Genomic DNA, 13,750 nt, shown 5'->3' with positions numbered 1-13,750 from the left:
GTCTTCAGGGATAACAAGGGGAATTTCGAAGACAGCACGCTGGCATCGTTTTTTGTCCGTAGCGCCGCTCCAGTGGAGTGGCCGCTCGTGGGCACAGGGTTGTCGGTCTCAGTCAGTCGTCAAAAGCGCGGAGTCGCGATGTCTGTCACGGGTGCGGGTCATAATGCTGATCTGATCGTCATCAACGGTCGCGTGCTGACCATGGACCATGACAATCCCGTCACAGAGGCTGTTGCCGTCAAGGACGGCGCCATCATCGCCATCGGCAGCCGCGCCTCCATCGAAGAGCTCAAGGGACCGGCCACCAAGGTCATCGACGCCAAGGGCGGTTCGGTGATCCCGGGCTTCATCGAAGCCCATATGCATCTGTTTTCAGGCGGGGCTGAACTTGCCCACCTCCAGCTCACCGGTATTCACGGGTTTGAGGCGCTGCAAAAGGCAATCCGCGACTATGCGCCGACCCAGCCGGATGCGAAAATGCTGGTCGGGCAGGGTGTCGACTACACGGTGCTCGGCAGCGAGCGGGTGACACGACACCATCTCGACGCCATTTTGCCCGATCGCCCCTTCTGCATGGCGGCGCCCGATCATCACACCATGTGGGCCAACACCAGGGCGCTGGAAACGGCCGGCATCCTGCATGGGCGCACGCTTGGCCCCGGCAACGAGATCGTCATGGGCGATGATGGCCTGGCCGGCGGCGAATTGCGCGAGGGCGAAGCCTTCGGTCCGGTGCTTGACCTTGCCGGCGAAAGCCGGGTGCGGCTGGGCCTGGCCACCGGCGGCGAGCCGGACCCGATGCCGACCGCGGCCGAGCGGGCCGCCGACCGCGATATCATGCGGCGCGGGCTTGCCTGGTGCGCGCGCCATGGCATCACCTCGATCCAGAACATGGACGGCAATCTCTATCAGCTTGAACTGCTGGCCGAGATCGAAGCCGAGGAAGGGCTGCCCTGCCGCGTGCAGATACCGTTCCACTACAAGAATTTCATGACGCTCGACATGCTCGACAAGGCGTCCGACATGGCCAAGCGCTACAACAGTGAGTGGCTGTCATCAGGCATGGTCAAGGTGTTCTACGACGGCGTGCTGGATTCCTGGACAGCGGTCATGGTCGAGCCCTATGCCGACCGTCCGGACTGGGTGGGCGAGCCGCTGTTCACGCCGCAACAATTCATCGACCTGGCTGTCGCCGTCGACAAACGCGGGCTGCAGATCGCCGTGCATTCGATCGGCGACGGCGCCGTGCGCGCGGTGCTCGACGGTTACGAAGCGGCGCAGAAGGCCAACGGCAAGCGCGACAGCCGCCACCGGGTTGAGCACATCGAGGTCACCACCACCGCCGACGTTCCGCGTTTTGCCGAACTCGGCGTCATCGCTTCCATGCAGCCGCCGCACCCGCCTGGCGCCATGGATTTTCCGCTGGAGCCGACCGTATCGCGCATCGGGCCGGCGCGCTGGCCGTTGAGCTATGCCTGGCGGACCTTGAAGGATGCCGGCGCGCGCGTGGTCTTTGCGTCGGACTGGCCGGTGTCGCCGATCGATCCGATCCTGGGCATCCGGGCGGCAGTGTTGCGCAAACCGTGGGCAGAAGGCGACCCGGACCAGAGTTTCTCGCTGCATGAATCCCTCGCCGGCTACACCGTCGAAGGTGCCTATGCCGAATTCGCAGAGCACCGCAAGGGCATGATAAAACCCGGCTATATGGCGGATCTGGTGGTGCTCTCGGCCGATATCGAGGCGACCGCGCCGGAGGCGTTGCACAAGGTGCATCCGGTAACGACGATCTGTGGTGGCAAGATCACCTATCAGGCCTGACTGTGGCATGAGGCTTGCTAGCCAAATTACGAATTGAACTGTGATTCAGTGCCGGGCTTGCCAACATACCGGCCTTGTGTTCACATCGAACAGGGGAACATTCCGCCAGCAAGAGCGGGGTCAACAGTGAGGCGTAGTCGTGCCGGATAAACCGGATCGGAATGCGATTGAAGTTGTCAAAGTAAGCAAAATTTTCGGATCAGGAGAGGGCCAAGTCGCTGCCCTCGATACGGTCTCGGTATCCATCCGCGAAAACGAGTTCTTTACGCTGCTCGGCCCGTCGGGCTGCGGAAAGACGACGTTGCTGCGGCTGATTGCCGGCTTCGACTTTCCAACCGCCGGCGAAATCCTGCTCTACGGCCAGGACATCGCGCCGCTGCCGCCCTTCAAGCGGCCGGTCAACACCGTCTTCCAGTCCTATGCGCTGTTTCCGCACATGACAGTGGCCGAGAATATCGGCTTTGGCCTGGAGATGCTGGGCAAGCCGAAGGCCGAGATCAAGGCGCGCGTCGACGCGATGTTGAAGCTGGTCAAGATGGAAGCGCTCAGCGCGCGCCGCACCAGCCAGATCTCCGGCGGCCAACAGCAGCGTGTGGCGCTGGCCAGGGCGCTCGCACCGCAGCCGAAAGTGCTGCTGCTCGATGAGCCGTTGTCGGCGCTCGACTACAAGCTGCGCAAGGAAATGCAGATCGAGCTGAAGCGGCTACAGCACGAGACCGGGATCACCTTCATCTTCGTCACCCATGACCAGGAGGAAGCGCTGACGATGTCGGACCGCATCGCGGTGATGTCGTCCGGCAGGATCCTGCAGGTCGGCTCGCCGCGCGACATCTACGACCGGCCGTCGGAACGCTTCGTCGCCGATTTCATCGGCGAGTCGAACTTCCTCAAGGCCGAGGTGGTTGGTGTCTCGGCAGGCCGCGCGACGGTAAAACTGTCGTCGGGCACGGAAATCCCGGCCTCGCTGCCGGAGGGCCTGGTTCCCAAGGGCAAGGTTACCATCGTCGTGCGCCCCGAACATGYGCAGTTGAGCGCCGCAAGCCCCAGTGCATCGCTGTCGGGCACGGTCGAGAACATCGTCTATCTCGGTACCGACACGCATTTCCATCTGCGCCTCGCCGATGGTGAGCCCTTCATCGTGCGGCGCCAGAACAGCCGTGGCACCGGCGACGGTATCGTCCAGGGCGGCAAGGTCGGCATCCTGATTGGCGGCGACGCCGCCCAGGTCTTGAAGGACTGACGATGGCGACCGCAGAGGAAGTCGCCAAGGCAGCAGAGCGGCGCGATATCCGCGACCGCTGGCTTTTGTCAGCCCCAGCACTGCTGGTCATTTTTCTCGCCGCGACCGGCCCGTTGCTGATCGTGCTTGTCTATTCGTTCCTGACGCCCGGCGCCTATGGCGACGTGAAGTGGCAGTTTTCATCCGATGCCTGGTTGTCGGTGTTCATGGAACGCGACATTTTCGACGATACGCTTTCTCTCGCGGCAGCGCATGTCACCATCTTCTGGCGCTCGATCAAGCTTGCCGTGGTGACCACGCTCGCCACATTGGCGCTCGGTTTCCCGACCGCCTATTTCATGGCGACACGAAGCGAAAAGACCAGGGATCTCTGGCTCTTCCTGATCACCATTCCGTTCTGGACCAACCTTCTGATCCGCACTTTTGCCGTGCTGCAGATCATCCGCAACGAAGGCATCGTCAACACGATCCTGCTCAAGCTCGGCATCATCTCGGCGCCGATCCAGATCCTCTTCACCGATACGGCGATCCTGATCGGCATGGCCTATGTCTATCTGCCGCTGATGGTGCTGCCGATCTACGCCAGCATGGAGAAGCTCGATTTCCGGCTGGTCGAGGCGGGCTACGATCTCTACGCGACACGCTTCAAGGTGCTGCGGAAGATCATTTTCCCGCTGGTCAAACCCGGCGTCATCGCCGGCTCCATCCTGGTCTTCATTCCAGCACTCGGCGCCTATGTGACACCAAGCGTGCTTGGCGGCGGCAAGAATATGATGCTGTCCAACCTTATCGAATTGCAGTTCGGCCAAGGCCGCAACTGGCCGCTCGGTTCAGCGCTGTCGATCGCCGTCATGATCATCGTGATGGTGGCACTGCTTGCCTATGTGCGCAATGCCGGAACGTCAGGGGTGCGTCATGGCTAGCAATTTCTCCATCAAGCATCAGCCGGGCTTTACCGCGATCGCGGCGACCTGCTTCGTCTTGCTCTACCTGCCCATCATCGTGCTGGTCGTCTATGCCTTCAATGCGGCGAACTCGACATCGGAATGGGGCGGCTTCTCGCTCAAATGGTTCCAGTCGGCGTTGCAGAACACGCAGGTCATCGATGCGACCCTGCGTTCGTTCCAGATCGGCGCCACCGCCGCGGTGTTCTCGACCATCTTCGCCACCATGGCCGCGCTCGCCACGACGCGGACGGCACCCTATCCGGGTCTGACGTTCAAATATGCGGCGATCAACCAGCCGCTGATGGTGCCCGAGATCGTCACCGGCGTGGCGTTGCTGATCTTCTTCTCGCGCATCAAGATCTTCACCGGCTATTCCGGCCTCGGCTACCTGATCGCCGCGCATACGGCGTTCTGCATTCCCTTCGCCTATCTGCCGATCCGGGCGCGGCTGGAGAACATGGATCTGACGCTGGAGCGCGCCGCGGCCGATCTCTACGCGACGCCGTGGAAGACCTTTCGCCGCATCACGCTACCGCTTTTGTGGCCCGGCATGCTGGCCGGACTGATGCTGGCCTTCGTCATCTCGCTCGACGACGTCGTCATCACCGAGTTCGTCAAATCCGGTGGCCAGGACACGCTGCCCACTTACATGCTCGGCCAGATCCGCCGTGGCGTAACACCCGAGATCAACGCGATATCGACCGCTTTCCTGCTGCTCTCGGTCGCGATCGTCACGTTGTTTTTCTTCGTCAGCAGGAAACGAAACTGAAACCAACAATGGGAGTTAGAACGATGAACTGGAAGACAACAGCGACCGCCATGGGGTTGGCGTTGCTCGCTTCGACGGGCCTGGCTCGCGCCGATGGCGAACTGAACATCTACAATTGGGGCAACTACACCAGCCCCGATGTGATCAAGAAGTTCGAGGATAAATACAAGATCAAGGTGACCATCACCGACTACGATTCCAACGACACCGCGCTCGCCAAGATCCGGCAGGGCGGCACCGGCTTCGACATCGCCGTGCCATCGCAGACCTACGTGCCGATCTGGATCAAGGAAGGCCTCCTGCTCGAAACCGATCCGGGCAAGATGGAGAACTTCAAGAACGTGGCGCCGGAATGGGCCAATCCTGAATTCGATCCGGGCCGCAAATATTCGGTGCCGTGGGCGTGGGGAACGATCGGCGTCGTCGTCAACACCGATGCCTACAAGGGGCCGGCCGATACGTGGGGCATCGTCTTCAACACGCCCGACGAGCTGAAGGGCAAGGTYAACGTCGTTCCTGAAATGAACGATGTCATCTTCGCGGCGATCAAATATGTCGGCGGCCAGCAATGCACCGACGACAAGACGGTGCTGAAGAAGGTGCGCGACCTGCTGGTGGCGGCCAAGCCGAACTGGATCGCGATGGAATACAACACCATCGAAAAGATGGTACCCGGCGACTTCAAGGCGACCAGCGACTGGAACGGCTCGGCGCTGCGTCAGCGGCTGGCCAATCCGGCCATCCATTACAACTATCCGAAGGAAGGCTTTGGCCTGTGGAGCGACAATGTGGTCGTTCTTAAGGAGGCCAAGAACGTCGAGAACGCCAAGCTGTTCCAGAACTTCATCATGGATCCGGAAAACGCGGCTGGCCTCTCGGCCTTCCACCGCTACGCCAACGCCATCACCGGCTCGGACAAATACATGCCGGCTGACATGAAGGACGCGCCGGAAGTCGTCATTCCGGCCGACGCCAAGCCGAAAGGCGAATTCCAGAAGATGTGCGCGCCGGAAACGCAGGAACTCTACACGAAGATATGGACCGAACTGCAGAAGTAATCTCTGCATGACGGACCCGGCGGCACACGCCGCCGGGTCTTTTCTTTTCCGGGAATAGCCTTTCATGGACTCCTATCGCAATTCCGATCCGCGGCCGCCGATCATGCAGGGCTCGCCGCCGGCCATGGTGCTGCCCAAGCTCGACTGGGACCGGCCGCCATGGAACCGCTGGGCGTTCCAGCATGTCAGAGAATTCCTGCCGACCGCCGAAGTCTGGCGCGGCAATGGCCATCGCCACCGCTTCGAACGCGCCGAAGTCGATCTCGACGGACAGGCGGTCGAGGACAGCACGGGCCAGCCGACGACGCTCGCCGGATTGCTCGACGAGACCTATACGGACGGCTTCCTGGTGCTGAAGGACGGCAGGATAGCCTATGAGCGCTATTTCAACGGCATGGGCGAGCGGTCGCTGCACCTGTCGCAGTCGATGGCCAAGTCGGTCACCGGCTCGGTTTTCGGCATACTGGTCGGGCGCGGCCTGATCGATCCGGCCAGGCCGGTGACGGACTACCTGCCGGAACTGAGCGTCACCGGCTGGGCGGGAGCCAGTGTCCAGCATGTACTCGACATGACCAGCGGGGTGCGTTTTTCCGAGGAATATACCGACCGCTATTCGGACATCGGCCAGGTCGATGTCGCGACCGGTTGGAAACCGGTGCCGCCGGACAGCGATCCGGCCTTTCGCTGGCCCTCGCATATGTTCGAGCTGATCCTCGGCCTCACGGAAACGATCCGCCCGCATGGCGCGGCCTTCGAATATCGCTCGATCGAGACCGATGTGCTCGCCTTCATCATGGAACGGGTGACAGGCAAGCGTCTGCCGCAACTGGTTTCGGAAGAACTCTGGCAAAAGCTCGGCGCTGATGAAAGCGCCTGTTTCACCGTCGACAGTGCCGGCTATGCGGTCGCCGATGGCGGCTTCAACGCGACGCTGCGCGACTATGGCCGGTTCGGCCAACTGATCCTCGACAATGGCGGCGGCGTGGTGCCGGCCGACTGGATCGAGGCGACGCGCAACGGCAGGCACGGGCCGGACTTCAATCCCAGCCTGCCCGAAGGCAGCTACCGCAACCAGTTCTGGATCGAGGATCCGCGCTCGCGCGCGCTGATGTGCCGGGGCGTGTTCGGCCAGATGATTCACATCGACTGGAACACAAGTATGGTCGTGGTGAAGCTTTCGACCTATCCGGATTTCAGCAATGTCGCCTATTCGGTGGCGACGGTGAAGGCCGTGCACGCCATTGCTGCGGCACTTGCCTGACAGGCTGCTTGGAAACCCACTCCGGCGGCCATCGCCGGAGCACCTTTCGAAACAGCCTCTAAGAAACCCAAAGAAATCCAGAAGGATACGCCATGACCGGCAAGACCGCGTTCGAAACCCGATACGGCTTCCGCCGCAATGAGGTTCTGCTCGCCAACTGGCGCGAAAATCCGTTCAACCGCTGGTCGTTCCAGAATCTTGGCGAACTGGTGCCGACGGCGCCGGTGGCAGCAGTGCCGGGTGGTATCGAGGCGCCGGTGCGGGATATCAGCGGCTTGCTGGGCAACAAGGTCACGATCKCCGGCGCGCCGGAGACGGTGGCTGATTTTCTCGCACGCTCGAACACCGACGCGCTGACGGTGATGAAGGGCGGCACGGTCATCGGCGACTGGTTCGCGCCGCATATGGATTTCGGCGCCCGCCATATCATCTTTTCGATCAGCAAGTCGCTGACCGCCATCGTCGCCGGCATATTGGAAGGCGAGGGCGTGTTCGATCCGGAAGCGCCGGTGACGCATTACATTCCGGAAGCCGCCGGATCAGCCTACGCCGACGCGAGCGTTCGGCATGTGCTCGACATGAGCGTCAGCCTCGACTTCGAAGAGGCCTATCTCGATCCGGAAAGCGCCTTTGCCCGCTATCGCCGCGCCACGCTGTGGAATCCGGGCGGCGGCACGGAAAGCCTGCGCGAATTCATCCTGACCTTGCAGCGGCTTGCCGAGCCGCATGGCCAGACCTTCCGCTACCGCTCGCCCAATTCCGACCTGCTCGGCATCCTGCTCGAACGTGCCTCGGGCCAGCGCTTCACCGACCTGATGCGCGAGAAACTTTGGCTGCCGCTCGGCGCCGTCAACGAAGCCTCGATCGGCGTCGACATGGAAGGCACGGCGCGCACTGCCGGCGGCATTTCGGTGACGCCACGCGACCTGGCGCGTGTCGGCGAGATGATGCGGCAAGGCGGCACGGCCAATGGCCGCCGCGTCGTGCCCGAAGCTTGGGTGCGCGATACGATTGCCACCGGCGGCAGTTCGGAAGCCTGGCAGCGTGGCGCGATGCTGCCGCTGTTCCCCAAGGGCCGCTATCGCAACAAATGGTACCAGACGGGTCTGCCGGGCGGCGCCTATTGCGGCATCGGCATCCACGGCCAGTGGCTCTATGTCGATCCCAGGACCGAAGTGGTGATCGCCAAGATATCGTCGCAGCCGGTGCCGGTCGATGATCCGCTGGATATCGAGATCGTTGCCTTCTTCGAGGCGATGAGCCGGATGGTCTAATCTCCCTACCCGCCAATTACCGCGCGCTTTCCTGTGGACCCGCCGGGCTGATGAAAATGCGGCGGTTGGCGGACTGAACGTCTGCGCCTATGGTCGCCGCTCTTTTCGACGAGAGCAGGAACGACATGGCATCCGACATCAAGCGTATCGCAGCCATCATCGCGGCCGAGATCACGGCGCGGCCCGAACAGGCCGCGGCGGCGATCGAACTGCTCGACGAGGGCGCAACGGTTCCTTTCGTGGCACGCTACCGCAAGGAGGTGACGGGCGGGCTGGACGACACGCAGTTGCGCCTGCTTTCGGAGCGTCTGGCCTATCTGCGCGAGCTCGACGCGCGCCGCGACACCATCCTTGGTTCCATCCACGAGCAGGGCAAGCTGACCGACGAGCTTGAAGGCAAGATCGTCGCCGCCACCACCAAGGCGGAGCTGGAAGACATCTACCTTCCCTACAAGCCGAAACGGCGGACCAAGGCTGAAATCGCCAGGGAGCGCGGGCTGGGGCCGCTGGCCGAAGCCATCCTGGTCGACCGGTCTCTGGTGCCGGCCGAACTGGCGCTGACCTATGTGACCGATGAGGTGGCCGACGCCAAGGCGGCACTCGAGGGCGCGCGCGACATCCTGTCGGAACAGTTCGCCGAGAATGCCGACCTGGTCGGCAAATTACGGACCTACATGAAGGAACGCGCCTTCATGCGCGCCCGGGTGGTCGACGGCAAGCAGGAGGCCGGCGCGAAATTCTCGGACTATTTCGACCATGTCGAGCGCTGGTCGACCGTGCCAAGCCATCGCGCGCTGGCGATGCTGCGCGGCCGCAATGAAGAGGTGCTGTCGCTCGACATCGAGGTCGATGCCGATGACACGTCGCCGGTGAAGCCGGTCGAGCGCATGATCGCCAACGCCTATGCCATCGGCGGCAGCCTGCCGGGCGACCGTTGGCTGATGGAGGTGGCGGGCTGGACTTGGCGGATAAAACTGTCGCTGCACCTGACGCTCGACCTGATGCGCGACCTGCGCGAGCGGGCGGAAGAGGAAGCGATCCATGTCTTTGCCCGCAACCTGAAGGATCTGCTGCTTGCCGCCCCCGCCGGCTCGCGCGCCACGATGGGGCTCGACCCCGGCATCCGCACCGGCGTCAAGGTGGCGGTGGTCGACGGCACCGGCAAGGTGCTGGCGACGACGACCGTCTATCCGTCTCCACCCCGGAACGATGTGCGCGGCACGCAGGCGGAGCTGGCCAAACTCGTTCGCCTGCACAAGGTCGAGCTGATCTCGATCGGCAATGGCACCGGCAGCCGCGAAACCGAAAAGCTGGTGGCCGACATGCTGTCCGATATGCCGGCGGATGGCGGGCCTAAGCCGCTCAAGGTGATCGTCAGCGAGGCCGGCGCCTCGGTCTATTCGGCTTCAGCGACGGCGGCGGCGGAATTCCCAGGCCTCGACGTGTCGCTGCGTGGTGCGGTGTCGATCGCCAGACGCCTGCAGGATCCGCTGGCCGAACTGGTCAAGATCGAGCCGAAGTCGATCGGCGTCGGCCAGTACCAGCACGATGTCGACCAGTACCGGCTTGGCCGCTCGCTGGAAGCGGTTGTCGAGGATGCGGTCAACGCCGTCGGCGTCGATCTCAACACCGCTTCGGCGCCGCTGCTGGCGCGCGTTTCGGGCCTTGGCGCATCGCTGGCCGACGCTATTGTCGCGCATCGCGATGCGACCGGACCCTTTGCCAGCCGCAAGGATCTGCTCAAGGTGCCCCGCCTCGGACCTCGCGCGTTCGAACAATCCGCCGGCTTCCTGCGCATCGCCAACGGCAGCGAGCCGCTCGATGCCTCGTCGGTGCATCCGGAAGCCTATGGCGTGGCGAAGAAGATCGTCGCCGCCTGCGGCCGCGACGTGCGCTCGCTAATGGGCGACAGCGCTGCGCTGAAGGCACTCGATCCACGCGTCTTCGTCGATGAGCGTTTCGGCTTGCCGACGGTGCGCGACATCCTGGCCGAGCTGGAAAAGCCCGGCCGCGATCCACGCCCCGGCTTCAAGACCGCGACCTTCGCCGACGGCATCGACGATATCAAGGATTTGAAGCCCGGCATGCTGCTGGAAGGCACCGTCACCAATGTCGCGGCCTTCGGCGCCTTCGTCGATATCGGCGTGCATCAGGACGGGCTGGTGCATGTCTCGCAACTCGCCGACCGTTTCATCAAGGACGCGCATGAGGTGGTCAAGGCCGGCGACGTGGTCAAGGTGCGCGTCGTCGATGTCGACATCAAGCGCAAGCGCATCGCCCTTTCGATGCGCAGGGATGGCGGAGAAGGTGGTGCATCGCGCAGCGGGCCGCGCGACACTGGCGGCGGCAGACCAGCGCCGCGTTCGCCTGCGCCGCAGCGCCAGCCGGAACGGCCGGCGCAGCAAGGCGCGTTCGGCGCGGCGTTGGCCGATGCGTTGAAGCGGAAGTAGCGGTTCTTCTCGCTCCGCCAAGGTCGGCGCCGCCCCTCATTGCCCTGCCGGGCATTTCTCCCCGTATAGTGACGGGGAGAAATGGCTGGCCGCATCGCCGTCACTCTTCTTGAAACGCTGGCGATTGGTGAAATCGCCAAAGACAGCCCCCTCTCCCCGTCACTATACGGGGGAGGATGCCGGCAGGCAGGTGAGGGGCGGCGCCACCGCCCGCAAAAGCCGCCAGTACTCAAGGCTTTCCGCTCTATCTTGCTTCCAGCCGATCAAACACCTGCTCCGCGGGGATGCCTGGGCCACTCTCCACACCTTTGCGAATGTCCTCGCGCAACCCGACGTGCATCAGCAGCCAGTCGCGAAAACTGGCGACCGGCGGGTGGTCGCGCTTGTCGTGCGGTACGACGAGATAATAGGCGCTGCGGCTTTGCATCGGCAGGCCGGGCGCGGGCACCAGCTGGCCGCGCTGCAATTCGCCAGCGATGAGGATCAGCGGCAGAAGCGCCACGCCGAGCCCCGCCATGCAGGCTTGGGCGGCGGTGCCGAACTGTTCGAACTGCATGCCCGGTCCGGTCGGCGCGCTCAGGCCCTGGTGTTCGAACCATTCGGTCCAGGCGCCGGGGCGCGTCGTCATGTGCAGCAGCGGCAAGCGGCCGATATCCGCCGGTGCGGCGATGGCGCGGCCGGCGAGGAATTCGGGCGACACGACCGGCGCCACCGTTTCGCGCACCAAGAGCGTCGAGTCTGCCTCCGGCCAGTCCGGCAGGCCGTAGTGGATGGCGGCATCCAATCGTTCGCGGGCGAAGTCGAAGCGGCCGACGCGGGTGACGAAGTTGATAGTGATATCGGGATTTTTTTCGACGAAATCGGGGATCATCGGCATCAGCCAGCGCGTGCCGAAGGTTGGCAAAATAGCAAGGTTCAGCATGCCACTATGCCGATTGCTCATCAATCCAAGGGAGGCGTCACGCAATTGGCCAAGCGCCGACCGCACCGCTTCGGCGTAGATTTCGCCTGCCATCGACAGCCTGACATTGCGGCTGTCGCGTTCGAACAGCCGGCGGCCGAACTGGTCCTCCAACAGCCTGATCTGCCGGCTGACTGCGCCCTGGGTCAGATCGAGTTCCTGGGCGGCGGCGGTGAAACTGCCGAGGCGGGCCACCGCCTCGAAGGCGGCAAGGGCACTTGTGTTAGGTAGAAGGCGGCGCTGGACACTCATGATCGATTACTAACGCTCATTGATCGGCGAAGCAATTTCGTTTGATTTTTTCAGGCCGCGGGTCGATAAGCCGGGCCAAGATTTTGCTTCATGCATGTCGTCATCCCAAAACCGCTGACACTTTTGGGCGACCTGCATCAGTTGGGAGAGAGCCATGGCCGCCGACAAGAATGTATTCGTCTGGGAAGACCCGTTCCTGATCGAGAGCCAGCTTTCGGAAGACGAGCGCATGGTGCGCGATGGTGCCGCTGCCTTTGCCGCCGACAAGCTCGCGCCCCGGATCGAGGACGCCTATCTCAACGAGACGTTCGACACGGCGATCTTTCGCGAAATGGGCGAGGCCGGCCTGCTCGGCATCACCATTCCCGAGGAGTTTGGCGGGCTTGGCGCCAACTACGTGACCTACGGGCTGGTCGCGCGGGAAGTCGAACGTGTCGACTCGGGTTACCGCTCGATGATGAGCGTGCAGTCGTCGCTGGTGATGTATCCGATCTACGCCTATGGCTCGGATGAGCAGCGCAAGAAGTACCTGCCCAAGCTCGCCAGCGGAGAATGGATCGGCTGTTTCGGCCTGACCGAGCCGGATGCCGGCTCCGATCCGGGCGGCATGAAGACTCGCGCCGAGAAGACGGCCAACGGCTACAAGCTCTCCGGCTCGAAGATGTGGATTTCCAACTCGCCGGTCGCCGATGTGTTCGTCGTCTGGGCGAAATCATCGGCGCATGACAACCAGATCCGCGGCTTCGTGCTGGAAAAGGGCATGAAGGGGCTTTCGGCGCCGAAGATCGGCGGCAAGCTGTCGCTGCGGGCTTCGATCACCGGCGAGGTGGTGATGGAAGGCGTCGAGGTCGGCGAGGACGCGCTGCTGCCCAATGTTTCCGGACTGAAAGGCCCGTTCGGCTGCCTCAATCGCGCCCGCTTCGGCATTTCCTGGGGTTCGATGGGGGCCGCCGAAGATTGCTGGCATCGCGCCCGCCAGTACGGTCTCGACCGCAAGCAGTTCGGCAAGCCGCTGGCCGGCATGCAGCTTTACCAGAAGAAACTCGCCGACATGCAGACCGAGATCGCGCTTGGATTGCAGGCGAGCCTGCGCGTCGGACGGTTGCTCGATGAAGGCAAGATGGCGCCGGAAATGATCTCGATCGTCAAGCGCAACAATTGCGGCAAGGCGCTCGACATCGCCCGCCAGGCCCGCGACATGCATGGCGGCAACGGCATCCAGATCGGCTACCACGTCATGCGCCACGCGCAGAACCTGGAGACGGTCAACACCTATGAAGGCACGCATGACGTGCATGCATTGATCCTGGGAAGGGCGCAGACGGGCCTGCAGGCGTTTTTCTAAGCCGGCACACCTGCTTAAATTAGGTGCACCGCAACATCTCTGCTTGGAGAATGGCCGCCATTTGTGTCAGGGTTCAGCGAATTCGTTTGAAACGCTGAATTCCGGGGCCCCATGGCAATTCTGGCAGCTGTCTACCATCTGACCCACTACAAATATGACCGGCCGGTGGTTCTCGGGCCGCAGATCATCAGGCTGCAGCCGGCGCCGCATTCCCGCACCAAGGTGTTGAGCCATTCGCTCAAGGTCGAACCGGCTAACCATTTCGTCAATCTGCAGCAGGACCCCTACGGCAACTTCCTCGCCCGTTTCGTTTTTCCCGAGCCGGTGACGGAACTGAAGATCGAGGTCGATCTCGTCGCCGACATGACGGTCTAC

11 protein-coding genes are annotated in these 13,750 nt (G+C 62.9%); 10 read left to right on the top strand and 1 reads right to left on the bottom strand.

Annotation, left to right across the window (positions count from 1 at the left end; genetic code table 11):
* The first annotated feature begins 138 nt into the window (after positions 1-138).
* From ACXJ7R_RS12395 to ACXJ7R_RS12360, 8 genes are all read left to right on the top strand, one after another.
* Positions 139-1,818 (top strand): amidohydrolase, encoded by a 1,680-nt coding sequence (locus ACXJ7R_RS12395; protein WP_457152090.1) that lies wholly within the window; start codon positions 139-141, stop codon positions 1,816-1,818.
* A 139-nt stretch (positions 1,819-1,957) separates the two neighbouring features.
* Complete coding sequence (locus ACXJ7R_RS12390; RefSeq protein WP_457152089.1) at positions 1,958-3,058, top strand: ABC transporter ATP-binding protein; 1,101 nt, start codon at positions 1,958-1,960, stop codon at positions 3,056-3,058.
* A 2-nt stretch (positions 3,059-3,060) separates the two neighbouring features.
* On the top strand, positions 3,061-3,981 hold the full coding sequence (locus tag ACXJ7R_RS12385; protein ID WP_457152088.1) for an ABC transporter permease: 921 nt from the start codon (positions 3,061-3,063) through the stop codon (positions 3,979-3,981).
* Positions 3,974-4,774, top strand: coding sequence for an ABC transporter permease (locus tag ACXJ7R_RS12380; protein ID WP_457152087.1), 801 nt, complete (start codon positions 3,974-3,976; stop codon positions 4,772-4,774). Before ACXJ7R_RS12385 ends, ACXJ7R_RS12380 begins: the two co-directional genes overlap by 8 nt.
* A gap of 23 nt (positions 4,775-4,797) precedes the next feature.
* Positions 4,798-5,832: an ABC transporter substrate-binding protein gene (locus tag ACXJ7R_RS12375; protein ID WP_457152086.1), complete on the top strand. Its 1,035-nt coding sequence runs from the start codon at positions 4,798-4,800 to the stop codon at positions 5,830-5,832.
* Between the two features lie 64 nt (positions 5,833-5,896).
* On the top strand, positions 5,897-7,093 hold the full coding sequence (locus ACXJ7R_RS12370; RefSeq protein WP_457152085.1) for a serine hydrolase domain-containing protein: 1,197 nt from the start codon (positions 5,897-5,899) through the stop codon (positions 7,091-7,093).
* A gap of 92 nt (positions 7,094-7,185) precedes the next feature.
* Complete coding sequence (locus tag ACXJ7R_RS12365) at positions 7,186-8,367, top strand: serine hydrolase domain-containing protein (protein WP_457152084.1); 1,182 nt, start codon at positions 7,186-7,188, stop codon at positions 8,365-8,367.
* Between the two features lie 125 nt (positions 8,368-8,492).
* Positions 8,493-10,817 carry a Tex family protein gene (locus tag ACXJ7R_RS12360; protein ID WP_457152083.1) on the top strand — a complete coding sequence of 775 codons (2,325 nt, stop codon included), beginning with the start codon at positions 8,493-8,495 and terminating at the stop codon, positions 10,815-10,817.
* Positions 10,818-11,061: 244 nt separating this feature from the next.
* On the opposite strand, the gene ACXJ7R_RS12355 is transcribed toward ACXJ7R_RS12360, so the two are convergent.
* Entirely contained in the window at positions 11,062-12,030 is a 969-nt protein-coding gene (locus ACXJ7R_RS12355) for a LysR family transcriptional regulator (protein WP_457152082.1), read from the bottom strand.
* A 154-nt stretch (positions 12,031-12,184) separates the two neighbouring features.
* On the opposite strand from ACXJ7R_RS12355, the gene ACXJ7R_RS12350 reads away from it, so the two are divergent.
* Positions 12,185-13,375 carry an acyl-CoA dehydrogenase gene (locus ACXJ7R_RS12350; RefSeq protein ID WP_457152081.1) on the top strand — a complete coding sequence of 397 codons (1,191 nt, stop codon included), beginning with the start codon at positions 12,185-12,187 and terminating at the stop codon, positions 13,373-13,375.
* A 111-nt stretch (positions 13,376-13,486) separates the two neighbouring features.
* Positions 13,487-13,750 (top strand): transglutaminase N-terminal domain-containing protein (locus ACXJ7R_RS12345; protein ID WP_457152080.1); only part of this gene is annotated, 264 nt, incomplete at its 3' end.

It is taken from the genome of Mesorhizobium sp. P5_C1 (assembly GCF_054049815.1).
This window is presented reverse-complemented; position numbering and strand designations above follow the sequence as displayed.